Here is a 25558-nt window from a genome sequence, read left to right on the forward strand (position 1 = left end):
ACCCGGCTCGCCCGGTCCGCCCGGTCCCGGCCCCCCGGCCTTGCACGAACCCGCCCCCGCACCCCGCCCACCACGCGTAAGGTGCCGCTGAGCAGGCCCCCTCACCCCGTGCGGCGGTACGCTGGCCACGCCGCAACCACCCCGAAGGAGCAGCCGCCATGCCGGTCGAAGCCAGCCTGATCGAGATCCTCGCCTGCCCGGCGTGCCACGCCCCGCTGGAGGACCGCACCGCAGCTGACCCCGCCGAGCTCGTCTGCACCTCCGAGGACTGCGGTCTCGCCTACCCCGTCCGGGACGGCATCCCCGTACTCCTCGTTGACGAGGCGATCCCCCATAGCCCTGACGGCATGGGAGGTGCCCCCACCCCCGCCTGACCGGGCGCCGCCGGGCCCGCCCCGGCACCGCCCGGCATGTCCCCCGCCCGTACCGGCGATCGGAGGCCGCGCCCCATGCTCGACGAGTCACTCCTCGACACCCCTGACGCGCTGTCCGGCGCCGACCGCTTCGGGCTGCTGCGCGGCGTCGCCGAATCCGGCGCCCGGGTCCGTACCGCCGCCCGCAGCGCCGCCGAGGCCGGTATCCCCGGTCTGGTGCCCGAAGGACGGCCCCGCTCCCTCCTCGTCGCCGGACCGGGCCCCGCCGCCCCCGCCGTCGCCGAACTCGTCGGCGCGCTCAGCGGCGGCAGCTGCCCGGTCACCCTCATCCCGCCCACCGGCGTCGCCCCGCTCCCCGGAGCACTGCGCTGGTCGCTGCCCGGCTGGACGGGCCCCGCGGACCTGCTGCTGGTCGCCGGCCCGGACGCCTCCGACCCCGGCCTGGCCAAGCTGGTCGAGCAGGCGTACCGCCGCGGCTGCTCCGTCGTCGCCGTCACCCCCGGCGGCGGCCCGCTCGCCGAGGCTGTCGTCCAGGCCCGCGGCCTCGCCGTCCCGCTGGCGACGACCCCGTACGACGCCGAATTCGACGTCGAGGGCGCGCCTCCGGCAGCCCCCGGCACCCTCTGGTCACTGCTCGTCCCGATCCTCGCGGTCGCCGACCGGATCGGCCTGCTCACCGCACCACCCGACGCGCTCAGCCATCTCGCCGACCGCCTCGACCAGCTCGCCGAGAGCTGCGGCCCGGCGGCCGCCACCTACACCAATCCCGCCAAGGCGCTGGCCGCAGACCTCGCCGAAGTGCTGCCGCTGATCTGGACGGAAGGCGCCGTCGCCGGAGCCGTCGGCCGGCACTTCGCGACCGTGCTCGCCGGACTGGCCGGCATTCCCGCGCTCGTCGCCGAGCTGCCCGAGGCGCTCACCACCCACCGCCCGCTGCTGTCCGGCTCGCTGGCCGCCGGCGCCGACCCGGACGACTTCTTCCGCGACCGCGTCGAGCAACCCGCCGCCCTGCACGCCAGGATCCTGCTGCTGCGCGACCGGCGGGAGTCGGGGCCGCTGTCCGCCACCCGCGCCGCCAACGCCCTCGCCAACGAGTGCGAAACCGCGCTCAGCGAGCTCGAACCGGAGAGCGGCAGCGCTTTGGAGAGTGCCACGGAACTGCTCGCCATCACAGATTTCGCCGCCGTTTACCTGGCGCTCGCCAACACCGAGTGATCATGGGGCCCGGCCCCGCGGCAGCACCCGGAAACACACCCGGCCGTGCGGGGCGGCGCGGCCGTACCGCCGGACACGACGGTTACGCGGAAGCCCGCCGCACGCGATGCTGGGCAGTAGCCGGCCGCACACGACGGCAGGCAGAAGTCCGCCGCACGTGACGGTCCCGGCAGCCGGCCGCACACGACGCACAGCCGCATACGACACCTCAGGAAGCAGCACCCCATGGACCGCCTCGCCAACACCGTGCGCCCCTACGCCTGGGGCTCCACCACCGCCATCCCGGAGCTCCTCGGAGTCGAGCCGACCGGCGCACCGCAGGCCGAGATGTGGATGGGCGCCCACCCCGCGGCCCCCTCCCGCATCGACCGCGGCGCGGGCCCCGTCTCGCTGGCCGACGTGATCGACGCCGCCCCGGAGACGGAACTGGGTGCCGACGCCGTCCGCGCCTTCGGCCCCCGGCTGCCCTTCCTCCTCAAGCTGCTCGCCGCCGCCTCACCGCTGTCCCTCCAGGTCCACCCCGACCTGGCCCAGGCCCGGGCGGGCTTCGCCGACGAGGAGCGGCGCGGCGTCCCGATCGACGCCCCACACCGCAACTACAAGGACGCCAACCACAAGCCCGAGCTGCTCTGCGCCCTCACCCCCTTCGACGGCCTCTGCGGCTTCCGGCACCCCGCACAGACCGCGGACCTCCTGGAGGACCTGGACGTCGACGGCCTCAAGCCGTACGTCGACATCCTGCGCGCCAGCCCCGAGGAGTCCGCGCTGCGCGAGGTCCTCACCGCCGTGCTCACCGCCGACCGCGACGCGATGGCCGAGACCGTCGAGCAGGCCGCCGCCGGGGCCGGGCGCCTCGGCGCCGAGGAGGGACCGCACACCGACTCCTACGCCGCGTACGCCGCCATCGCCCACCACTACCCCGGCGACCCCGGCGTCATCGCCGCCATGCTGCTCAACTACGTACGGCTGCAGCCCGGCGAGGCACTCTTCCTCGGCGCCGGCATCCCGCACGCCTACCTCAACGGCCTCGGCGTCGAGCTGATGGCCAACTCCGACAACGTGCTGCGCTGCGGCCTGACCCCCAAGCATGTCGACGTCCCCGAGCTGCTGCGGATCGTCCGCTTCGCCTCCGGCGACCCCGGCATCCTGCGCCCCGAGGCGGACGGCACCGAAGAGGTCTACGAGACCCCCATCGACGAATTCCGGCTCTCCCGTTACGTCCTGGCGCCCGGCGGCGCCCCCCTCCCCCTCGACGCCCGCACGCCGCAGGTGCTGCTGTGCACGGCCGGTACGGTCCGCCTGCGGGCCCGCGCGGGCACGGCCGTGAACGGCAGCGTGGAGGTCGACGACACGGGGATCGCGACCGAACTGACCCTCGCCCCCGGAGAGTCGGCCTTCGTACGGGCCGGCGAGCACCTCACGGTCTCCGGGAACGGCACGCTTTTCCGGGCGACGGTCGTCGTCTAGCTGCCGTCTTGTCGTCGTCCGGGGGCAAGCGGGGAGCATGGGGCCTTCGGCCACCCGCCCCTTCGGCCACCCGCCGGAGAAGACCGATGGACGGCCTCATAGCGGTGTCCGGCCCACCGGCTGCAACAATGACCGCCGCACAGCATTAAAGCGGCGGTAAAACCCGGACGACGGTATGACGGGACGACGGAAGGACATGCGGCACCTATGAGCGCATCAGGCGGGACAAAGGCGATCGTCGCGGCGCTGGGCGCCAACCTGGCGATCGCCGCGGCGAAGTTCGTGGCCTTCGCCTTCAGCGGTTCGTCCTCGATGCTGGCCGAAGGCGTGCACTCCATCGCGGACTCCGGCAACCAGGGCCTGCTGCTGCTCGGCGGCAAGAAGGCCAAGCGCGCCGCGACCGAGGAACACCCCTTCGGCTACGGCCGCGAGCGGTACGTCTACGGCTTCCTGGTCTCCATCGTCCTGTTCACCATCGGTGGCGTCTTCGCCCTCTACGAGGGCTACGAGAAGATCGTCCACCCGCACGAACTGGACAACTGGTACTGGCCCATCGGCGTCCTGATCTTCGCGATCATCGCCGAGGCGTTCTCCTTCCGTACGGCCATCAAGGAGTCCAACGAGCTGCGCGGCAAGCAGACCTGGGCCCAGTTCGTCCGCCGTGCCAAGGCCCCCGAGCTGCCGGTCGTGCTGCTGGAGGACCTCGGCGCGCTGGTCGGTCTGGTCCTCGCGCTCGGCGGAGTCGGCCTCACCCTCGTCACCGGTAACGCCGTCTGGGACGGCATCGGCACCATGTGCATCGGCGCGCTGCTCGTGCTGATCGCGCTCGTCCTCGCCGCCGAGACCAAGTCGCTGCTGCTGGGCGAGGCGGCGGGCGCCGACCAGGTCGCCAAGATCCGCGCCGCTGCCGTCGACGGCGAGTGCGTCACCGCCCTGATCCACATGCGCACCCTCCACCTCGGCCCCGAGGAACTGCTGGTCGCCGCGAAGATCGCGGTCCAGCACGACGCCACGGCCGCCCAGGTCGCGGACGCGATCAACGCCGCAGAATCCCGCATCCGCGAGGCCGTACCGATCGCCCGGGTCATCTACTTGGAGCCCGATATCTACAGCGGCTCCAAGGCAGACGCAGGCAACAACCCGAAGAAGACCCCCGGCGGTCACTGACCGGCACCCTGACAGCGACCAGCCGCGAACCAGCCGCGGCCGACTACGACCGGCCGCAACCAGCGACCGAAGGCCCCGCACTCTTGACTGGTGCGGGAGCCTTCGTCTGTGCGGTGGTGCTGGGGTCGTGCTGATCCGGTGGTGCTGGGGATCTTGACGTGCGGGGCCTTGGCCGGGCGCAGACACCATGCGACACGCTGTGACCCTGGGAATACACCCAGCAACCTACGCGTTGTGGCCTGCAAGGGGCCCACGCACCCCCTAGGGGATCCGTTCGAACACCCCCTACGGGATCCCCCCTAGATTTCCCCGATGACGCGCAGCACCTCCGCCTCATCCGCGGCCTCCTGCAGCCGCGCCCGGAAGTCCGCATCCATCAGTTTCCGCGAGAGCAACGCCAGGATGCGCAGATGCTCGTCCCCGGCCGCCGCCTCGGGCACGGAGATCATGAACACCAGCTTGGCGAGCGTCCCGTCCAGCGAGCCCCAGTCGATGCCGTCCGCAGAGCGGGCGAAGGCGACCACCGGAGCGGTCACCGCGTCCGTCTTGGCGTGCGGAATGGCGATCTCCTCGCCCAGCCCGGTGGTGCCCTGCGCTTCACGGGCCAGCGCCACCCGGACCAGCTCGTCGACGTCCGCCACCCTGCCGGTACCGGCCGCCAGTTCGGCCATCTCGCGGATGGCTGCCCCCTTGTCGCGGGAGACGAGCCGCGTCTTCACCGTCTGCTCGGTGAGGTAGCCGGAGAGGACGTCGGCGTCATCGGCATCGGCGCCGTCCCTGTCCGTGTCGCCGCCGGCCGTGTCCACATCGGCCGTGGCGACGGGAGCGGCCGCCGGTTCCGTCGTCCCCCTTCCCGCCCCGGCACCGACACCCGCCAGCGCCAACGCCGGTTCGGCCGCGGGCTCCGGCTCCGGGGACGTCACCAAGTCGGCCCCGCCCTTCCGCCGCTCCGCGACATCCACCAGCGTCACCGTGGCGAGCGCCGTCACCACCGACCCGATGGCGACGGCGAGGAAGAACGCCGGCACTCCGCCGACCGCACCGAGCACCGCCACGATCGGCCCTCCGTGCGGCACCGCGTCCGTCAGCCCCGCCATGCCCGCGACGGCACCGGCCACCGCGCCACCGAGCATGTTCGCCGGAATCACCTGTGCGGGCCGCGCCGCGGCGAACGGAATGGCGCCCTCCGAGATCCCGAAGCACCCCATGAACAGCGCCGCCATCCCCGTCTCCCGCTCTTGTTCGGAGTAGAGACGCCTACGGATCAGCGTGGCCAGTCCCTGCCCGAGCGGCATGACCGGGATCGCCGCGGCACACATGCCCATCACGGTCTGGTTGCCGGACGCGATCAGCCCCGCACCGAAGAGGAATGCGGTCTTGTTGACCGGACCGCCCATGTCGAACGCGATCATCAGGCCGAGGACCGCGCCCAGCAGGATGGCGCTGGACCCGGTCATCCCGCCGAGCAGCTCGGTGAGATGCGTGAACACCCACGAGATCGGCCGCCCGATGACGTAGATGAAGAACAGCCCGAGCACGGTCGTCGCCACGATCGGGATCACGATGATCGGCATGATCGGCCGGACGAACTTCGGGACCCCGACCTTCTTGATCCACTGCACCAGATACCCGGCCAGGAAGCCGGTGACGATGGCGCCGATGAAGCCCGCGCCCGCCTCGGAGTCGTACAGCGAGCCGGTGTTGGCGATCCAGCCACCGATCATGCCCGGGACCAGCGCCGGACGGTCCCCGATCGCATACGCGATATAGCCCGACAGGATCGGCACCATCAGGGTGAAGCCGATGACACCGATGTCGTTCACATGCTTCCAGAACGACCCGTCGGGGATGACCAGACCGCCCTCGGGGTCGGTGTGACCGCCCAGTGCCAGCGATATCGCGATCAGCAGACCGCCCACCACGACGAACGGGATCATGTAACTGACACCGTTCATCAGCGCCTTGTACGCGACGCTGCGCTCCTTGCCACCCACACCCCCGCCGGGAGCCCCCGCGCCCCCTCCAGGAGACGTGGCCGCGCCGGTCCCTGGACCGCCCCCGTCGTACACGGACGCGCTCCGTACCCTCTCGATCAGCCGCTCGGGGTGGTGGATGCCCTCGGCGACCCCGACAGCCAAGACCTTCTTACCGACGAACCGGCCGCGGTCGACGTCCTTGTCCGCGGCGATGATGATGCCGTCGGCGTCCTTGACATCGTTGTCAGACAGTATGTTCTCAGCCCCGATCGAGCCTTGGGTCTCCACCTTGATCTCATGACCGAGGGACTCGGCGGCCTGGGCCAGCTTCTCCGCTGCCATGTACGTGTGGGCGATGCCGGTCGGGCAGGCGGTCACTGCGAGCAGCTTGAGCCCCTGCCCGCTCTTCCCCGCGCCCTTGGGGGGATCGGCTGGACTGGTGGTCACGTGTTCTCCTAACGCGCGTGCGCGGATCGTGCGGGTGTCCGCGCGCTCCCCGCATCCTGCAGTACGCGGTACCGGGAACCAACGGGTGTGACGGGGAACGCAGCTCCCAAGGCGCTCCGGCGCCCCGTCCAGCGCGCCGGAGACCGGGACACTGGGGCCGGGTGTCCTGCCGCGTCCGACCGTGAGCGCACGGGCAGCGCGGGGACAGCGCATGGATCAAGCCGATGCGGACTGGGGCCGCTGGGCCGATCGGTGTAGATTCGTGCCCAGTGCCAGACGTCGCTGCTGATGGCGGTCGGGCGGCCCGCACCGCGGACCGGCCGAGGGAGAGAGGGCCTCCGACGGACTGCGCTGCGGCCGGGGGTAGAGGTGCGTCCGCTTCCGCGTACGCTGCTTGCCCAGCCAACCGCTGGGCAACGGACCCCAGCCCGCGCCGCAGACTGCCCGAATCCACCTCGACCATCGAGGAGCAGCCCGTATGACGACCGCAGCCACCGGCCAGGACTTCAAGGTCGCTGACCTCTCCCTTGCCGCTTTCGGCCGTAAGGAGATCACTCTCGCCGAGCATGAGATGCCCGGCCTGATGGCGATCCGCAAGGAGTACGCCGCCACGCAGCCGCTGGCCGGTGCCCGTATCACCGGTTCCCTGCACATGACCGTGCAGACCGCCGTTCTGATCGAGACCCTGGTCGCCCTCGGTGCCGAGGTGCGCTGGGCCTCCTGCAACATCTTCTCCACCCAGGACCACGCCGCCGCGGCGATCGCCGTCGGCCCCAACGGCACCCCGGACAACCCGCAGGGTGTGCCGGTCTTCGCGTGGAAGGGCGAGAGCCTGGAGGAGTACTGGTGGTGCACCGAGCAGGCCCTGACCTGGCCCGGCTCGCCGACCGGCGGCCCGAACATGATCCTGGACGACGGCGGTGACGCCACCCTCCTCGTCCACAAGGGCGTCGAATACGAAAAGGTCGGCAAGGTCCCGTCGGTGGAGACCGCCGAGAGCGACGAGCACCGCGCCGTCCTCGAACTCCTCACCCGCGCGCTGGCCGAGAACCCGCAGAAGTGGACGAAGCTGTCCTCCGAGATCCGCGGTGTCACCGAGGAGACCACCACCGGCGTTCACCGTCTGTACGAGATGCAGCGCGACGGCGAGCTCCTCTTCCCGGCGATCAATGTGAACGACGCCGTGACGAAGTCGAAGTTCGACAACAAGTACGGCTGCCGCCACTCGCTGGTCGACGGCATCAACCGCGCCACCGACGTCCTCATCGGCGGCAAGACCGCCGTGATCTGCGGCTACGGCGACGTCGGCAAGGGCTGCGCGGAGTCGCTGCGCGGCCAGGGCGCCCGCGTGATCATCACCGAGATCGACCCGATCTGTGCGCTGCAGGCGGCGATGGACGGCTATCAGGTGACCACCCTCGAAGACGTCGTCGAGACCGCCGACATCTTCATCACCACCACCGGCAACAAGGACATCATCCTCGCCTCGCACATGGCGCGGATGAAGCACCAGGCCATCGTGGGCAACATCGGCCACTTCGACAACGAGATCGACATGGCCGGCCTGGCCAAGATCGAGGGCATCGTCAAGGAAGAGGTCAAGCCCCAGGTACACACCTGGACCCACCCGGACGGCAAGGTCCTGATCGTGCTGTCCGAAGGCCGTCTGCTCAACCTCGGCAACGCCACCGGACACCCCTCCTTCGTGATGTCCAACTCGTTCGCGGACCAGACCCTGGCCCAGATCGAACTGTTCACCAAGCCGGAGGAATACCCCACCGACGTCTACGTCCTGCCCAAGCACCTCGACGAGAAGGTCGCCCGCCTCCACCTCGACTCCCTCGGCGTCAAACTCACCACGCTGCGCCCGGAGCAGGCCGCTTACATCGGTGTCGAGGTCGAGGGGCCGTACAAGCCCGACCACTACCGCTACTGATCCCACCGATCCGCGCCGGTCACGACCGACCAGCGACTGATCACCACCAGCAGCCGGTGAACCCAGGCCCTCGCCGCTCGCGGCGGGGGCCTGGCCCGTAACGGCCCCGCGACAGGTCCGCGCGGCCGTCCGGCCGATCCCCCCACCGGCCCGCCCGAAGGACTGCATCCCCCATGCCCCGCGGCCACTACTCCCTGCACGACCCGCACGATCACACCCCCCTCGGCGAAGAGCACTTCCACTGCGCCACCGGCCCCTCCGGCTGGCGCTACGTCTCCCAGATCACCACCCCCTCCGGCGACCACGCGGGATCCGTCGACCTCACCCTCGACGACCTCGGCCGCCCCATCCGCCTGGAACTCCACGCCTCCGCCTGGCAGGTCCGCGGCGCCGCCCTGGACGGCGTCACCTGGGTACGCACCGACCCGACCGGTGAACACGCCACCGAAGGCAACGCCCCCGCCCACGCCTTCACCGGCGCGTCCCCCGCGTTCCTCATCGCCACCGCCCGCCTGCTGCGGCCCGCCCTCGGCGCCGGAGCCGTCCGCACCCGGCTGGTGGCCTTCACACCCCCCGTCCTCGCCCCCCGCACTCTCGATCAGTCCTGGGCCCTGGTGAAAAGCACACCACACGCCACTGACAACGCTCCCCTCATCGCCGACGAATACCAGGTCAACGACCTTGAGACGGGCGAACAGCACACCCTCCACATCGCCGGCGACGTGGTCCTGGCGGCCCCCGGCATCGAGCTCGAATCCCTGGAATCCCCACCGTCGACCTTCACCTGACGCCCACCCCGGACGTCCACGTCACCGCACACCGATGTCGGCCGACACCCACGCCACCGGGCATTCACGGCGCTGGGCATCCACGTCACCGGGCATCGACGGCCGTCACACGCCCGAGCCCGTACGTCCGACGGCCCCATACCTCGACAAAGGCCCCGGGCCCGCACCTCGACGCGGCCCCAGCCCCGCACCTCACACCGGCGGCGCGAACCCCGTCCGAGGCTTCCCCTCGCCGCCACGCTCGCCATCCGCCTGCACCGGCACCATCCCCGCCGGCCCCGAACCGCCACCGGCCCCCGGCACGCCCCCCGGCGGTGACCACGCCCCAACGGACACCCCCTGCCCCGCGGACGTCACACCTCCCATCCCCGACCTCTGCGCCGTCTCCCGCATCGCGCCCATCTCCCCCGTCGCCATCGCCGGCGCTCCCGAATACGCCCCGAAAGCCCGCTGCGACTCCCGGGTCTGCCGCTCACAGACCACAGCGGCCAGATACGCCACCGGGTACACCCCCGCCGGCCCCGCCGTCCCGGTGAACCTCCGCAAGTCCTCCGCCAGCCTCCCCGCCATCGCCGCGCCGACCTGCGCATCCAGCTGACCCACTCGCGACAGGTACTGCCGCACCGTCAGCCACCATCCGTCCGGCACCCGCGACAGATCCAACGCCCCGAGCTCCGCCACCAGCCACGGCGGAGGCGGCGGCAGTGCCACCCCCGCTTCCGCCACGGGAATCCGCTCCCGTACGACCAGGGTCCCCGCGAACACATCCCCGATCCGCCGGCCCCGTGCCGAGACCAGTGACGCGATGGACGCCACCACCCCCATCGTCAGCACGATCTCGATCACCCCGATCGCCCCGCGCACCAACGCATGCCGGAACCGGATCGGCCCGCCGTCCTCCCGCAGCACCCGAAGCCCGCACATCAGCTTTCCCAGCGACCGGCCGTGGCTCAGCGTCTCGACCACGATCGGTATCCCGACCTGCACCAGGACGAACGTCGCCACCGCGATGGCAGCCTCGGCGGCACTGTCCAACGACGACGTCGCCGACACCAGCAACAGCGACACCCCGATATAAAGCCCCCAGGCCACGGCAAGATCGACCATCACCGCCAGTGCCCGGCTCGCCAACCTGGCCGGCCGCAGCCCCAGCACCACCGCTTCACCCGTTACGAGCTCACTCACCCGTGCCCCATTCCCTCTCGTTCCCGGATACGCCGCCCACCCCACGCGGGGCACGGCCAGTCTGCCAAGCTGATCCGACACCCACCCACGGCGCTGCGAGGAGCGACCCCGTATGGACCTCGATGTCTTCATCACGGCACATGGCGCCGAATGGGACCGCCTCGAAGCACTCCTGCGCCGCAAACGCCACCTCACGGGTGCCGAGGCCGACGAACTGGTCACCCTCTACCAACGCGTCACCACCCACCTCTCCCTGCTTCGCTCCAGCGCCCCCGACCCCGCGCTGACCGGACGCCTCACCTCGCTCGTGGCGCGCGCCCGCAGCGCGGTCACCGGGGCCCGCAAGGCTTCCTGGCGCGACGCCGCGCGCTTCTTCACCACGAGCTTCCCCGCCGCGGTCTACCGTCTGCGCCACTGGTGGATGCCCACCGCGATCCTCTCCACCGCGATAGCCGCCCTCCTGGGCTGGTGGATCGCTGCCCACCCCGAGGTCCAGGCGGCCATCGGCGCCCCACAGGAGCTCCGCGCCATGACCCGCCCCGGTGGACAGTACGAGACGTATTACTCCAGCCACCCCGCCACGTCCTTCGCCGCCCAGGTATGGACGAACAACGCCCAGGCCGTCGCCCTCTGCCTCGTCCTCGGCGCCTTCGCCGGCCTCCCCGTCCTCTGGGTTCTCTACACGAACATGCTCAACCTCGGCGTCGGGATCGGCCTGATGTCCTCGGCAGGCCGTCTCGACACCTTCCTCGGCCTGATCCTTCCGCACGGCCTTCTCGAACTGACCGCCGTGTTCATCGCGGCCGGCATCGGCCTGCGCCTGGGCTGGACGCTGATCGACCCGGGCCCCCGCAGCCGCCGCACGGCCCTGGCGGAGGAGGGCCGCTCCGCCCTCGGCGTCGCCGTCGGACTCGCCGCCGTGCTCTTCGTCTCCGGCGCCCTTGAAGGCTTCGTCACCCCTTCCGGCCTGCCCACCTGGGCCCGCATCGGCATCGGCATCGCCGCCGAGCTAGCCTTTCTTGTGTACGTCTACGTCCTGGGAGGCCGCGCCGAACGGGCAGGCGAGACCGGCGACGTCGAGACGTCCGACCGTGAGGCCGCGCTCCCAACGGCCGCCTGATGTGCGTCAAGCGGCGCTGACCTGCTAATATCCTCTCGACCCGCGGAACCCGTTGACACGGGCGACAGGGGGAGGTAGATTTAAACGGTTGTGACGGACGCACAGGTTCGGCAGCAATGGTTAGCTCATATCTCCGCTTCGACTGGAAAACTCATTCAGCGAAGCGCACCGACCACTTACCGGAAGCCCCGGTCGATCAATTCGGCCGCCGCCTTCTGATAAAGTCGGAAAAGCCGCAAGGCGAAAATCCCCTCCGCGGGTAAATCGGAAACAAATCCGAGCCGGAAACGGCACGGACTGAATCTGATAAAGTCGGAAAGACCGAAAGGCGAAAGCCGGACGGTCGACCCCGCTCCAACAGGGGCCGGATACGGAAACGGATCTGGTAGGTTGGAAACCGCGAGGAAGCCGAGAGGCGGAATCGCACCGGCGGAAAACAGGACCGCGAGGATCTGGTAGAGTCGGAAACGCAAGACCGAAGGGAAGCGCCCGGAGGGCCTGGTGAAACAGGCGCGAAGGAAGCGTCCGTTCCTTGAGAACTCAACAGCGTGCCAAAAGTCAACGCCAGATATGTTGATACCCCGTCTCCTCTTGTGGAGATGAGGTTCCTTTGAAAGCCCACTCCGCTTTTGTCGGGGTGGCACACACAGCGAGGATGCTGTGAACCACCGGATTATTCCTCTGGTGGTTCCGCTCAACGCGAGTGTTCGACCGGATATCCGGTACACATTCACGGAGAGTTTGATCCTGGCTCAGGACGAACGCTGGCGGCGTGCTTAACACATGCAAGTCGAACGATGAAGCCGCTTCGGTGGTGGATTAGTGGCGAACGGGTGAGTAACACGTGGGCAATCTGCCCTTCACTCTGGGACAAGCCCTGGAAACGGGGTCTAATACCGGATATGACACACGGCCGCATGGTCTGTGTGTGGAAAGCTCCGGCGGTGAAGGATGAGCCCGCGGCCTATCAGCTTGTTGGTGGGGTGATGGCCTACCAAGGCGACGACGGGTAGCCGGCCTGAGAGGGCGACCGGCCACACTGGGACTGAGACACGGCCCAGACTCCTACGGGAGGCAGCAGTGGGGAATATTGCACAATGGGCGCAAGCCTGATGCAGCGACGCCGCGTGAGGGATGACGGCCTTCGGGTTGTAAACCTCTTTCAGCAGGGAAGAAGCGCAAGTGACGGTACCTGCAGAAGAAGCGCCGGCTAACTACGTGCCAGCAGCCGCGGTAATACGTAGGGCGCAAGCGTTGTCCGGAATTATTGGGCGTAAAGAGCTCGTAGGCGGCTTGTCGCGTCGGATGTGAAAGCCCGGGGCTTAACTCCGGGTCTGCATTCGATACGGGCAGGCTAGAGTTCGGTAGGGGAGATCGGAATTCCTGGTGTAGCGGTGAAATGCGCAGATATCAGGAGGAACACCGGTGGCGAAGGCGGATCTCTGGGCCGATACTGACGCTGAGGAGCGAAAGCGTGGGGAGCGAACAGGATTAGATACCCTGGTAGTCCACGCCGTAAACGTTGGGAACTAGGTGTGGGCGACATTCCACGTCGTCCGTGCCGCAGCTAACGCATTAAGTTCCCCGCCTGGGGAGTACGGCCGCAAGGCTAAAACTCAAAGGAATTGACGGGGGCCCGCACAAGCAGCGGAGCATGTGGCTTAATTCGACGCAACGCGAAGAACCTTACCAAGGCTTGACATACACCGGAAAACCCTGGAGACAGGGTCCCCCTTGTGGTCGGTGTACAGGTGGTGCATGGCTGTCGTCAGCTCGTGTCGTGAGATGTTGGGTTAAGTCCCGCAACGAGCGCAACCCTTGTTCTGTGTTGCCAGCATGCCTTTCGGGGTGATGGGGACTCACAGGAGACTGCCGGGGTCAACTCGGAGGAAGGTGGGGACGACGTCAAGTCATCATGCCCCTTATGTCTTGGGCTGCACACGTGCTACAATGGCCGGTACAATGAGCTGCGATGCCGTGAGGTGGAGCGAATCTCAAAAAGCCGGTCTCAGTTCGGATTGGGGTCTGCAACTCGACCCCATGAAGTCGGAGTTGCTAGTAATCGCAGATCAGCATTGCTGCGGTGAATACGTTCCCGGGCCTTGTACACACCGCCCGTCACGTCACGAAAGTCGGTAACACCCGAAGCCGGTGGCCCAACCCCTTGTGGGAGGGAATCGTCGAAGGTGGGACTGGCGATTGGGACGAAGTCGTAACAAGGTAGCCGTACCGGAAGGTGCGGCTGGATCACCTCCTTTCTAAGGAGCACTTCTACCGGGTCTTTCGGGGCTTGGTCAGAGGCCAGTGCATCAGCGAGTGTCTGATGCTGGTTGCTCATGGGTGGAACGTTGACTATTCGGCGCACTTGGTTGGTTGTCACTAGTACTGCTTCGGCGTGGAACGTGGGGATTGATGAGGTGGGTCGGGCACGCTGTTGGGTGTCTGAGGGTGCGGACTTGATGTCTGGCCTTCGGGATGCCGGCCCCAGTGAACTCGTCTTGTGTGGCGGGGTGGTGGGTGGCTGGTCGTTGCTTGAGAACTGCACAGTGGACGCGAGCATCTGTGGCCAAGTTTTTAAGGGCGCACGGTGGATGCCTTGGTACCAGGAACCGATGAAGGACGTGGGAGGCCGCGATAGGCCCCGGGGAGCTGTCAACCGAGCTGTGATCCGGGGGTGTCCGAATGGGGAAACCCGGCAGTCGTCATGGGCTGTCACCCGCTGCTGAACACATAGGCAGTGTGGAGGGAACGCGGGGAAGTGAAACATCTCAGTACCCGCAGGAAGAGAAAACAATTGTGATTCCGGGAGTAGTGGCGAGCGAAACCGGATGAGGCCAAACCATGTGCGTGTGATACCCGGCAGGGGTTGCGCATGTGGGGTTGTGGGAGTTTTCTTGATCGGTCTGCCGGCCGGTCGGCGAGTCAGAAACCGTATGGGTAGGCGAAGGACATGCGAAAGGTCCGGCGTAGAGGGTAAGACCCCCGTAGCTGAAATCTGTAAGGCTCGTTTGAGAATCACCCAAGTAGCACGGGGCCCGTGAAATCCCGTGTGAATCTGGCGGGACCACCCGTTAAGCCTAAATATTCCCTGGTGACCGATAGCGGATAGTACCGTGAGGGAATGGTGAAAAGTACCGCGGGAGCGGAGTGAAATAGTACCTGAAACCGTGTGCCTACAAGCCGTGGGAGCGTCGCACAGGGACTTGTTCCTTGTGTCGTGACTGCGTGCCTTTTGAAGAATGAGCCTGCGAGTTTGCGGTATGTTGCGAGGTTAACCCGTGTGGGGGAGCCGTAGCGAAAGCGAGTCCTAAGAGGGCGTTGAGTAGCGTGCCCAAGACCCGAAGCGGAGTGATCTAGCCATGGGCAGGCTGAAGCGCGGGTAAGACCGTGTGGAGGGCCGAACCCACCAGGGTTGAAAACCTGGGGGATGACCTGTGGTTAGGGGTGAAAGGCCAATCAAACTCCGTGATAGCTGGTTCTCCCCGAAATGCATTTAGGTGCAGCGTCGTGTGTTTCTTGCCGGAGGTAGAGCACTGGATAGGCGATGGGCCCTACCGGGTTACTGACCTTAGCCAAACTCCGAATGCCGGTAAGTGAGAGCGCGGCAGTGAGACTGTGGGGGATAAGCTCCATGGTCGAGAGGGAAACAGCCCAGAGCATCGACTAAGGCCCCTAAGCGTGTGCTAAGTGGGAAAGGATGTGGAGTCGCAGAGACAACCAGGAGGTTGGCTTAGAAGCAGCCATCCTTGAAAGAGTGCGTAATAGCTCACTGGTCAAGTGATTCCGCGCCGACAATGTAGCGGGGCTCAAGTACACCGCCGAAGTCGTGTCATTCATACAGGAGCCCTAACGGGTGTGTGGATGGGTAGGGGAGCGTCGTGTGCCGGGTGAAGCAGCCGTGGAAGCGAGTTGTGGACGGTTCGCGAGTGAGAATGCAGGCATGAGTAGCGATACAAGAGTGGGAAACTCTTGCGCCGATTGACTAAGGGTTCCTGGGTCAAGCTGATCTGCCCAGGGTAAGTCGGGACCTAAGGCGAGGCCGACAGGCGTAGTCGATGGATAACCGGTTGATATTCCGGTACCCGCTATGAAGCGTCAGCGCTGAGGCTGGTGATGCTAAGCCCGTGAAGCCGCCGTGGATCCTTCGGGTGAAGCGGAGTGGTGGAGCCGGTGAACCGAGCCAGTAGTAGGTGAGTGATGGGGTGACGCAGGAAGGTAGTCCATCCCGGGCGGTGGTTGTCCCGGGGTAAGGGTGTAGGTCGTGTGGTAGGTAAATCCGCTGCACATTTATGGCTGAGACCTGATGCCGAGCCGATTGTGGTGAAGTGGATGATCCTATGCTGTCGAGAAAAGCCTCTAGCGAGTTTTGTGGCGGCCCGTACCCTAAACCGACTCAGGTGGTCAGGTAGAGAATACCGAGGCGTTCGGGTGAACTATGGTTAAGGAACTCGGCAAAATGCCCCCGTAACTTCGGGAGAAGGGGGGCCATTTCTGGTGATGAGTTTTGCGCTCTGAGCTGGGGGTGGCCGCAGAGACCAGCGAGAAGCGACTGTTTACTAAAAACACAGGTCCGTGCGAAGCCGTAAGGCGATGTATACGGACTGACGCCTGCCCGGTGCTGGAACGTTAAGGGGACCGGTTAGTCAATCTTCGGGTTGGCGAAGCTGAGAACTTAAGCGCCAGTAAACGGCGGTGGTAACTATAACCATCCTAAGGTAGCGAAATTCCTTGTCGGGTAAGTTCCGACCTGCACGAATGGCGTAACGACTTCTCGACTGTCTCAACCATAGGCCCGGTGAAATTGCATTACGAGTAAAGATGCTCGTTTCGCGCAGCAGGACGGAAAGACCCCGGGACCTTTACTATAGCTTGATATTGGTGTTCGGTTCGGCTTGTGTAGGATAGGTGGGAGACTGTGATCTCTGGACGCCAGTTCAGGGGGAGTCATTGTTGAAATACCACTCTGGTCGTGCTGGATGTCTAACCTGGGTCCGTGATCCGGATCAGGGACAGTGTCTGGTGGGTAGTTTAACTGGGGCGGTTGCCTCCTAAAGGGTAACGGAGGCGCCCAAAGGTTCCCTCAGCCTGGTTGGTAATCAGGTGTTGAGTGTAAGTGCACAAGGGAGCTTGACTGTGAGACTGACGGGTCGAGCAGGTACGAAAGTAGGGACTAGTGATCCGGCGGTGGCTTGTGGAAGCGCCGTCGCTCAACGGATAAAAGGTACCCCGGGGATAACAGGCTGATCTTCCCCAAGAGTCCATATCGACGGGATGGTTTGGCACCTCGATGTCGGCTCGTCGCATCCTGGGGCTGGAGTCGGTCCCAAGGGTTGGGCTGTTCGCCCATTAAAGCGGTACGCGAGCTGGGTTTAGAACGTCGTGAGACAGTTCGGTCCCTATCCGCTGTGCGCGTAGGAGTCTTGAGAAGGGCTGTCCCTAGTACGAGAGGACCGGGACGGACGAACCTCTGGTGTGCCAGTTGTTCTGCCAAGGGCATGGCTGGTTGGCTACGTTCGGGAGGGATAACCGCTGAAAGCATCTAAGCGGGAAGCCTGCTTCGAGATGAGGGCTCCCACCCACTTGATGGGTTAAGGCTCCCAGTAGATGACTGGGTTGATAGGCCAGATATGGAAGCATCGTAAGGTGTGGAGTTGACTGGTACTAATAGGCCGAGGGCTTGTCCTCAGTTGCTCGCGTCCACTGTGTTGGTTCTGAAGTAATGAACTCGCCGTTGCCGGCTGGAGTTGTTATTTTCATAGTGTTTCGGTGGTTATTGCGTTAGGGAAACGCCCGGTTACATTTCGAACCCGGAAGCTAAGCCTTTCAGCGCCGATGGTACTGCAGGGGGGACCCTGTGGGAGAGTAGGACGCCGCCGAACTATTTTTGGGCTCCGGTTCCTGAATCCTTTGTGGTTCAGGAACCGGAGCTTTTTTGCGTTTCCAGAAGTTCTCGTGCCCGGTCGCTTCGGGCGCCGCGATGCTGAGCCGACGGCTGTGGGTACATGAGCAGAATGCGCGGTCGAGCGGGGACGAGATGACGGCCTTCCACTCACGCGTGCTGGCGGTGGCCGTCACCCTGACCGGGATCCATCCCGGAGAAGACCGATAGCCAGGCCGCCCGCCTGCGCAGAGGTACACATGGCGGGCGCCCACCGGGGTGCGACGAAGAGCGGTACGAGAAGCGCAACACTGTCGAGCGGGCGATGAACCGGCTCAAGCACGCACGAGCCGCAGCGACCCGTTATGACAAGCGCGGCTACATCTTCCTCGGCACGGCTACCGCAGCAGCCTTGGCCATTTGGCTTCGAACGTGATCGTCCGGACAAGTCCTAGAGGCGGCCGGCGGACTTCAGGGTGAGGTAGGTGTCGGCCAGGTCGGGGGCCAGGCGGGCGGGGGTGGAGTCGACGACGGTGATGCCGTGGTGACGGAGGCGGTCTGCGGTACGGCGGCGTGCGGCGCGGGTCTGTTCCGCGGCGGCTGCCGCGTAGACGGCCTGGGGAGTGTGGCGGCCGGTGGCCATTTCCTCGATGCGGGGGTCGGCGACGGACGCGACGATGAGTTCGTTGCGCTGGGTGAGGCTGGGCAGGACAGGGAGCAGGGCTTCTTCCACGGGGGCCGCGTCGAGGCCGGTGAAGAGCACGATCAGGGAGCGGTGCGGCGTACTGCGGTGGATGGTGGCGGCCAGGCCGCGGGCGTCCGCCTCGACGAGTTCGGATTCGAGGGGGGCGAGGGCGTCGGTCAGGGCCGGGAGGAGGTCGCGGGCGGAGCGGCCTTGCACGGAGGCCCGTACCCGACGGTCGTAGGCGAGCAGGTCCACGCGGTCGCCGGCGCGGGCGGCGAGGGCGCCGAGGAGGAGGGCTGCGTCCATGGAGGCGTCGAGGCGGGGGATGTCACCGACGCGGCCGGCGGAGGTGCGTCCGGTTTCCAGGACCAGCAGGATGCGGCGGTCGCGTTCGGGGCGCCAGGTGCGGACGGCGAGGGTTTGCCGGCGGGCGGTGGCGCGCCAATCGATGGAGCGGGTGTCGTCGCCGGGGGTGTAGTCGCGGAGGCTGTCGAATTCGGTGCCTTCGCCGCGGGTGAGGATGCTGGTGCGGCCGTCGAGTTCACGGAGGCGGGCGAGCTTGGCGGGGAGGTGCTTGCGGCTGGTGAAGGGGGGCAGCACGCGCAGGGTCCAGGGGGCTCGGTGGCTGCCTTGGCGGGCGGCGAGGCCGAGCGGGCCGTATGAGCGGACCGTGACGCGGACGGCGTGGTGGTCGCCGCGTCGGGTCGGCTGGAGCGTGGTGGTCAGGTGTCGGCGTTCGGAGCCTGGGATGCGCACTGTGTGGCGGGAGGCGGCGACGTCGGAACCGGGGTGGAACGAGCTGGGGGGCCAGGCGTCGCGGATCTGGGCGCGCAGGGTGCGACGGTCCGGGTTGGTGATGGTGAGGTGCGTGTGGGCTTGGCCCGTTAGTCGAACATTTGTGTCACCGATTCGGGTGAACTGGAGCTTTCGCACTGGCGCGGCGAGCGCCAGATCGCACAAAATTGCTATCAGCAAGGTGAGTTGGACGGTGAGGATGCCGATCCAGCTGGGTAGCACGAAGCCGACGAAGAGGGCTCCGAGTGCGGCGATAAGGGCGGTGCGTCCGGTGAGGGCCACGGCGTCGCCTCAGCGGGGGACGGGGAGGTGGGCGAGTACGGCGTTGATCACGGAGTCTGCGGTGACTCCCTCCATCTCCGCTTCGGGGCGGAGCTGGACGCGGTGCCGGAGTGTGGGGAGGGCGAGGGCCTTGACGTCGTCAGGGATGACGTAATCGCGGCCGGTGAGCCAGGCCCAGGCTCGGGAAGTGGAGAGCAAGGCGGTGGCGCCTCGGGGGGAGACGCCGAGGGAGAGTGAGGGGGATTCGCGGGTGGCACGGCAGATATCGACGATATAGCCGGTGACTTCGTGGGAGACCGAGGTCTTGGCGACCGCGGCGCGGGCCGCTTCGAGGTCGGCGGCGGAGGCTACGGGGCGGAGTCCTGCGGCGTTGAGGTCGCGTGGGCTGAAGCCGTCCGCGTGGCGGGCGAGGATGTCGATCTCGTCCTGTCGGGCGGGCAGTGGCACCGTGAGCTTCAGCAGGAAACGGTCCAGCTGGGCTTCGGGGAGCGGATAAGTGCCCTCGTATTCCACGGGATTCTGTGTGGCGGCGACGAGGAACGGTTCGGGCAGCGGCCGGGCTATGCCGTCGACGGTCACCTGGCGCTCTTCCATCGCTTCGAGCAGTGACGCCTGGGTCTTCGGGGGCGTGCGGTTGATTTCGTCGGCGAGCAGGAGGTTGGTGAAGACGGGGCCCGGCTGGAACGAGAACTCGGCGTTGCGTGCGTCGTAGACGAGCGATCCGGTGACGTCGCTCGGCATCAGGTCGGGGGTGAACTGGACGCGTTTGGTGTCGAGTTCGAGGGTGGCCGACAGGGCGCGTACGAGCAGCGTCTTGGCGACTCCGGGGACGCCTTCGAGGAGCACGTGACCGCGGCACAGCAGGGCGACGACCAGGCTGGTGACGGCGGGGTCCTGGCCGACGACGGCCTTGGCGATCTCGGTGCGCAGGGCCTCCAGGGAGGCGCGGGCGCTGTCGGCGGTCGGCTCAGCGGTCGGGGTGCTCACGGGGGGGATGCCTCTCTTGGGAAACGATCGAGGTTTCAAGTTCGTCGAGTTGGTCGGCCAGACGCACCAGGGCCTTGTCGTCCGCGGGGGGCGGGCCGAAGAGCAGAGCGTGCAGATCGGTGCCGGACGCGGCGCTCAGGCGGGTGTGGACGGCCGGAAGAAGGTTGTCGGGGGTGTGGGCGTGCGCGGGGAGCACGCCGACGAGGGGGGCGAGCCGGGTGCGGGTCGCGGAGCGCAGGACGGATGATGCCCGGTCGCGGGCGTTGGCCTGTTCGTAGAGGCGTGCGTGGCCCTCGGTGGTCTCGGCGGCCGGGACGGTGACCGGGAGCCGTTCGGGCACGAGGGGGCCGAGCCGGCGAGCGCGCCAGAGGGCCGCGATCACGGCGGCGAAGGCGAGTTGGAGCAGACCCCAGGTCCAGCCGGAGGGGATCAGGTCGAAGAAGTCGCGCTGGTCGTCCTGGGTGGCGGACGGGTCGCTGATGGAGGGGAGGTACCAGACCAGGTGTTTGTGGGCGCCGAGGAGTTGAAGGGCCAGCGAGGCGTTGCCGTGCTCGGCGAGGCGGTAGTTGTAGAGGAGGTCGGGGGAGCCGAGGAGCACGGTGTCGCGGCCGGCGTCGCGGGCCGGGAGGCGCAGCAGGGAGGGCAGGCCACCGCTGAGGTAGCAGCCGTCGGCCGTGGGGCGGGCCGTGGCGTAACGCAGGCCGCCCAGGAGGGCGTTGCCGGCGCGGCGGGCCTCGGGCAGGGAGCAGGCGGGGCGGCGGGCGGCGACATCGACCGGCTCTTTCGCCTCGACCCCCAGGGGAAGAGCGGCGAGGGAGGTCGGTCCAGGGGTGAGGAGGACGGTGCGGCCCGGGGTGTGCGCGGTGGCGGTGCGCAGGTCGGTGAGCTGACGGGGGGTGAGCAGATCCGGTTCGGTGACGAGGAGGGTGGTGTCGGGGCCCGCCGCGGCGGCGGCCGCCTCGGAGGTGGTCACGACCTGGGTGGTGACGCCGTGGGCGGCGAGCAGCCGGGCGAGTGCCTGGCTGCCGGGGCGGTCCGGCGAGCGGGGGTCGAGCCGGCCGTACTGTCCGCCCGACTGGAGGGCCGCGAGGACCACCCCGCTGATGACGAGCAGAAGGAGGGTCAGGAGCAGCCCGCGGGACCGGAGCCACAGGTGGCGGGCGGTGGGGGAGAGCGAGCTGGTGTCGGTCGTGGCCGTGGTCATCCGCGGCTCCTGGTCGAGGTGGCCAGGTGGGGCTTGGCGCGCTGCAACTCGGTGTCGAGGGCGCTCACTTGGGCGTACTCCCGTTCCGTGCCGGTGCGGCCGCCGTATGTGACGTCGTCGAAGGCGCGGGCCGCGGCGCGCAGCCGCTCGGCGTGCGAGGGGAGTGCCCGTCCGGCTTCGGCTGCTGCCTCGTCCGCGGTCCGGCCGGGCCCCGGGGTGAGCAGGGCTCGCTCTTCGAGAGAAAGGACGATGGCGCGCATGCGGTCCTGGATGGCCTGGCTCCAGTGGCCCGCGGCGGCGTGCGCCTCGGCGGCCGCACGGTGTTGGGTGGCGGTGAGGGGGGTGTCGGCGAAGAGCGCGCCGCTGGTGGTCGTCGGAGTGCGGCGAGCTGCGCCGAGCCGCAGCCGGAGGGCGACGATGAGCAGCACGACGACGGCGAGGATGGCTATGAGCCCGATCCAGCCGCCCGGTGTCGCGCCGGCGGCCGTGCTGAAGAGGTCGTCGACGCGTTCCCAGAACCAATTCAGGACCCGCTGGAACGGGTTGGGGTCGTGCTGGTGGTACCGCGGATCGGTCAGCTCGCGCTCCGCCGCCTCACGGGCGGGGACGCGTGGTGTCCTCACGGGTATGTCGTCGCCGGAGCTCGCTATGAGCCGTCCAAGCGCGCCGGTGCCCCCCTCAGCGGTCATCGCCTCAGCTTCCCGGTGGGGTGTCGGTGGAGCGCTGCCCGGTGCCGTCCGCGTCGGCCGACGCGGACGGCACCGGGGCCTGGTGGGGGACGGACGCCTCCGTGCCGTAGGCGGGGAGGCCGGCGGCGCGGGCGAGTTCGAGGTCGAGTGCCTCGCGACGGATGCGCTGGTCCATGTAGATCAGCGCGGTGACGCCGGCGCTGATCGGGAAGCTGAGGGTGGAGCTGATGACGGCGCCGACACCCAGCACGGTCAGGAACGTCCAGCCGGTGGTGCTGCCGGTGCCGTCCGCCCAGTTCATGAGGCTCTCGCCGTCGGCGAGGAAGGCGATGAGGGTGGTGGGGATCTGGACGGCGAACTCGACGACGAGAAGCAGGAGGTAGGCCAGGAGCTGGACGCCGAACACCCGCCACCAGGAGCCGCGTACGAGCTTGGCGGAGCGGCGCAGTGCGGCCATGACGCCCTGCTTCTCCAGCATCAGAGCAGGGGAGGCGAGACTGTAGCGGACCCACAGCCAGACGGTTACCACGGTGGCGGCCAGTCCGCCGAAGAGGGTGAGCACCAGGCCGAGATCCAGCGTGCCCGTGGCGGCGAGAAGGACGCCGGGGGCCAGGCCGAGGGCCACGATGGCCAGGAGGATCAGCGGAAGCAGCACGAGCAGGCCGAGGAGGCGCGGGAGTTGGGCCCGTGCGTCGTGCCAGGCTTCCGCGGCGGTCACCGAGCGGCCGAGGACGGCACGGCTGACGACCATGGTGAGCATCCCGGTCGCGACGAGGGTGGCGAGCAGCCCGATCAGCGAGGTGATGCCGGTGCCGGCGAGGGTGTTGGCCATGTCGCGCATGAGGTCGCGCAGCGGCGGACCGGAACCGTCGTCCAGGGACGACGCGGGACCGTCCTGGAACCACAGTCCGGTGACGAGCGTGACGGCGGTCTGCGAGATGACCGCGACGATCAGCGAGAGGCCGAGCACGGTGCGCCAGTGGGCGCGCATGGTGGCGATCGCGCCGTCGAGGATCTCGCCGATACCGAGCGGGCGCAGCGGGATGACGCCGGGCTTGACGGCCTGCGGTGCCGGGGCCCAGCCGGTGCCCCGTCCGGGGCCGCCGCCCCACCCTGCCTGGTGGCCGGAGCCCGCTCCGGCGCGGGTGCGGCCGCCGGTGCCGCTCTGGCCCGGAATGCCGGTGGGGGCCGACCACTGGCCGGCGGGCGGCTGCTGCTTGGACCAGTTCGGTGGCGACGGCTGCTCGGCGGGGCCGGGCCGGTCGTCCGTGGTCGGGGGCTGGGCGGGCTGCTCCTGGGTGCCGCGGTCCGGCTCGTCGGAGGGGGTGGATCCGGGCGAGGCCCAGCCCGGAGAGTTGTTCATCGTCGCTCCTTCTTGCTGCCCGTCCGCCGGGGCGGCGGGGATCCGGGGTCCGCGGTGGCAGTCATCGTTTCATGGCGGATGGCGCCGTGTACCCGTGCCCTCGGGGAGAAGGGACCTTCTGTTCGAGGGGTGGTCGGCGGCAGACTGAGCGGATGGGTGATCAGCAGGAGGTTTCCGAGGCGGGCGCGGCGGCGCTCCCCGTACCGTCGTTGCGTTGGGAGGAAAGACCCGAGGGGCCCGTTGTGGTCCTCCTCGACCAGACTCGGCTGCCGGCGGAGGAGGTCGAGCTGGTCTGCACGGACGTGCCGGCGCTGGTGGAGGCGATCCGGACGCTGGCGGTGCGCGGTGCGCCGCTGCTGGGCATCGCCGGTGCGTACGGTGTCGCGCTGGCCGCGGCGCGCGGGTTCGATGTGGACGAGGCGGCGCAGGCGCTGGCGCATGCCCGGCCCACCGCCGTCAATCTGGCGTACGGGGTGCGGCGGGCAACCGCCGCCTATCGTGCGGCGGTCCGGGACCGGGCCGGTGCCGGGGAGGCCGCCGCGGCCGCGCTGGCCGAGGCGCGCACCGTGCATGCGGAGGATGTCGAGGCCAGCAGGCGGATGGCGGAGCACGGCCTGGCGCTGCTCCGCGAGTTGCTGCCGGGTGGCGGCCACCGGATTCTCACGCACTGCAATACGGGTGCGCTGGTGTCCGGGGGCGAGGGGACCGCCCTGGCGGTGGCGCTGGCGGCGCATCGTGCGGGTGAGCTCCGCCAGCTGTGGGTCGACGAGACCCGGCCGTTGCTGCAGGGGACGCGGCTGACCGCGTACGAAGCGGCGCGTACGGGGATGCCGTACACGGTGCTGGCGGACGGGGCCGCGGGGTCGCTGTTCGCCGCGGGCGAGGTGGACGCGGTACTGATCGGCGCGGACCGGATCGCGGCGGACGGGGCGGTCGCCAACAAGGTCGGCAGCTATCCGCTGGCCGTCCTGGCCCGGTATCACCACGTTCCCTTCGTGGTGGTGGCGCCGGTCAGCACGGTGGATCTGGAGACCGAGGAGGGGGCGGACATAGAGGTCGAGCAGCGGCCGGGACATGAGGTGACGGAGCTCTCGTTGCCGTACGCGAGGGGTGCCGGGGCGGAGCGGAGCGGCGGGTTCGGGCTGGCGCCATGGGGTGCACAGGCCCACAACCCGGCCTTTGACGTCACTCCGCCGGAGTTGGTGACGGCGATGGTGACGGAGGCCGGAGTGGTCTCGCCGGTCACCCGGGGCGGGCTGGCGGATATGTGTTCCATGTCACGTTGGAGTAAGTCACGATCAGGTAATGGGATGATGGCCGAATGAAGGGACGCGTCCTGGTCGTCGACGACGACACCGCACTGGCAGAGATGCTCGGCATTGTGCTGCGCGGCGAAGGCTTTGAACCGTCGTTCGTGTCGGACGGCGACAAGGCGATTGCCGCCTTCCGCGAGGCCAAGCCCGATCTTGTCCTGCTCGACCTGATGCTGCCCGGACGGGACGGTATCGAGGTGTGCCGGCTGATCCGGGCCGAGTCCGGGGTGCCGATCGTCATGCTGACCGCCAAGAGCGACACCGTGGATGTGGTGGTCGGGCTCGAATCGGGCGCGGACGACTACATCGTCAAGCCGTTCAAGCCCAAGGAGCTGGTGGCCCGGATCCGGGCCCGGCTGCGGCGCTCGGAGGAGCCGGCGCCCGAGCAGCTGGCCATCGGTGATCTGGTCATCGATGTGGCGGGTCACTCGGTGAAGCGGGACGGGCAGTCGATCGCGCTGACCCCGCTGGAGTTCGATCTGCTGGTGGCGCTGGCGCGCAAGCCGTGGCAGGTGTTCACCCGTGAGGTGCTGCTGGAGCAGGTGTGGGGTTATCGGCACGCCGCCGACACCCGGCTGGTCAATGTCCATGTGCAGCGGCTCCGTTCCAAGGTCGAGAGGGATCCGGAGCGGCCGGAGATCGTGGTGACCGTGCGTGGGGTCGGCTACAAGGCCGGGCCCAGCTGAG

General features: G+C 68.2%; 16 protein-coding genes and 3 rRNA genes. 12 read left to right on the forward strand and 7 right to left on the reverse strand.

The window, feature by feature from the left end:
- Positions 1–158 precede the first annotated feature (158 nt).
- The 4 genes from K9S39_RS27385 (at position 159) to K9S39_RS27400 (ending at position 4223) form a co-directional block, all read left to right on the forward strand.
- Entirely contained in the window at positions 159–374 is a 216-nt protein-coding gene (locus tag K9S39_RS27385) for a Trm112 family protein (protein ID WP_248865963.1), read from the forward strand.
- Positions 375–449: 75 nt separating this feature from the next.
- The gene (locus K9S39_RS27390) at positions 450–1589 is read left to right on the forward strand and encodes an SIS domain-containing protein (RefSeq protein ID WP_248865964.1); all 1140 of its coding nucleotides are present in this window, start codon (positions 450–452) and stop codon (positions 1587–1589) included.
- A gap of 225 nt (positions 1590–1814) precedes the next feature.
- Complete coding sequence (manA, locus tag K9S39_RS27395) at positions 1815–3056, forward strand: mannose-6-phosphate isomerase, class I (RefSeq protein ID WP_248865965.1); 1242 nt, start codon at positions 1815–1817, stop codon at positions 3054–3056.
- Between the two features lie 207 nt (positions 3057–3263).
- A complete protein-coding gene (locus K9S39_RS27400) occupies positions 3264–4223 on the forward strand; it encodes a cation diffusion facilitator family transporter (RefSeq protein WP_248865966.1) in 960 nt (319 codons plus the stop codon).
- A 299-nt stretch (positions 4224–4522) separates the two neighbouring features.
- On the opposite strand, the gene K9S39_RS27405 is transcribed toward K9S39_RS27400, so the two are convergent.
- Entirely contained in the window at positions 4523–6577 is a 2055-nt protein-coding gene (locus K9S39_RS27405; RefSeq protein WP_406708165.1) for a fructose-specific PTS transporter subunit EIIC, read from the reverse strand.
- A gap of 547 nt (positions 6578–7124) precedes the next feature.
- Between K9S39_RS27405 and ahcY the strand changes: the two genes are divergently transcribed.
- Positions 7125–8582, forward strand: coding sequence for an adenosylhomocysteinase (gene ahcY, locus K9S39_RS27410; protein ID WP_248865968.1), 1458 nt, complete (start codon positions 7125–7127; stop codon positions 8580–8582).
- A 173-nt stretch (positions 8583–8755) separates the two neighbouring features.
- Entirely contained in the window at positions 8756–9370 is a 615-nt protein-coding gene (locus K9S39_RS27415) for a hypothetical protein (RefSeq protein WP_248865969.1), read from the forward strand.
- A 192-nt stretch (positions 9371–9562) separates the two neighbouring features.
- Here K9S39_RS27415 and K9S39_RS27420 read toward each other — a convergent pair whose 3' ends face one another.
- Positions 9563–10555 carry an RDD family protein gene (locus K9S39_RS27420; RefSeq protein WP_248865970.1) on the reverse strand — a complete coding sequence of 331 codons (993 nt, stop codon included), beginning with the start codon at positions 10553–10555 and terminating at the stop codon, positions 9563–9565.
- Positions 10556–10667: 112 nt separating this feature from the next.
- On the opposite strand from K9S39_RS27420, the gene K9S39_RS27425 reads away from it, so the two are divergent.
- The 4 genes from K9S39_RS27425 (at position 10668) to rrf (ending at position 17554) form a co-directional block, all read left to right on the forward strand.
- On the forward strand, positions 10668–11675 hold the full coding sequence (locus K9S39_RS27425) for a stage II sporulation protein M (protein ID WP_248865971.1): 1008 nt from the start codon (positions 10668–10670) through the stop codon (positions 11673–11675).
- A gap of 729 nt (positions 11676–12404) precedes the next feature.
- A 16S ribosomal RNA gene (locus tag K9S39_RS27430) occupies positions 12405–13933 on the forward strand.
- A 306-nt stretch (positions 13934–14239) separates the two neighbouring features.
- Positions 14240–17360 (forward strand): 23S ribosomal RNA (locus K9S39_RS27435).
- A gap of 77 nt (positions 17361–17437) precedes the next feature.
- Positions 17438–17554: ribosomal RNA gene (rrf, locus tag K9S39_RS27440) — 5S ribosomal RNA — on the forward strand.
- Together the 16S, 23S and 5S rRNA genes form the textbook arrangement of a ribosomal RNA operon.
- 450 nt (positions 17555–18004) lie before the next feature.
- Here the strand turns inward: rrf and K9S39_RS27450 are convergent.
- The 5 genes from K9S39_RS27450 to K9S39_RS27470 are packed head-to-tail and all read right to left on the reverse strand — an operon-like array spanning position 18005 to position 23558.
- Complete coding sequence (locus tag K9S39_RS27450) at positions 18005–19315, reverse strand: DUF58 domain-containing protein (RefSeq protein ID WP_248865973.1); 1311 nt, start codon at positions 19313–19315, stop codon at positions 18005–18007.
- Positions 19316–19324: 9 nt separating this feature from the next.
- A complete protein-coding gene (locus tag K9S39_RS27455; RefSeq protein WP_248868989.1) occupies positions 19325–20311 on the reverse strand; it encodes an AAA family ATPase in 987 nt (328 codons plus the stop codon).
- A complete protein-coding gene (locus tag K9S39_RS27460) occupies positions 20283–21506 on the reverse strand; it encodes a DUF4350 domain-containing protein (RefSeq protein ID WP_248865974.1) in 1224 nt (407 codons plus the stop codon). Before K9S39_RS27460 ends, K9S39_RS27455 begins: the two co-directional genes overlap by 29 nt.
- A complete protein-coding gene (locus K9S39_RS27465) occupies positions 21503–22195 on the reverse strand; it encodes a DUF4129 domain-containing protein (RefSeq protein ID WP_248865975.1) in 693 nt (230 codons plus the stop codon). Before K9S39_RS27465 ends, K9S39_RS27460 begins: the two co-directional genes overlap by 4 nt.
- Positions 22196–22199: 4 nt before the next feature.
- Positions 22200–23558 carry a DUF7544 domain-containing protein gene (locus K9S39_RS27470; RefSeq protein ID WP_248865976.1) on the reverse strand — a complete coding sequence of 453 codons (1359 nt, stop codon included), beginning with the start codon at positions 23556–23558 and terminating at the stop codon, positions 22200–22202.
- 152 nt (positions 23559–23710) lie between these two features.
- Between K9S39_RS27470 and mtnA the strand changes: the two genes are divergently transcribed.
- On the forward strand, positions 23711–24883 hold the full coding sequence (gene mtnA / locus K9S39_RS27475; RefSeq protein WP_248865977.1) for an S-methyl-5-thioribose-1-phosphate isomerase: 1173 nt from the start codon (positions 23711–23713) through the stop codon (positions 24881–24883).
- The gene (gene mtrA, locus K9S39_RS27480) at positions 24880–25557 is read left to right on the forward strand and encodes a two-component system response regulator MtrA (RefSeq protein WP_248865978.1); all 678 of its coding nucleotides are present in this window, start codon (positions 24880–24882) and stop codon (positions 25555–25557) included. Before mtnA ends, mtrA begins: the two co-directional genes overlap by 4 nt.
- Position 25558 lies beyond the last annotated feature (1 nt).

The sequence above is a fragment of the Streptomyces halobius genome, from assembly GCF_023277745.1.
GTDB classification, from domain to species: Bacteria; Actinomycetota; Actinomycetes; order Streptomycetales; family Streptomycetaceae; genus Streptomyces; species Streptomyces halobius.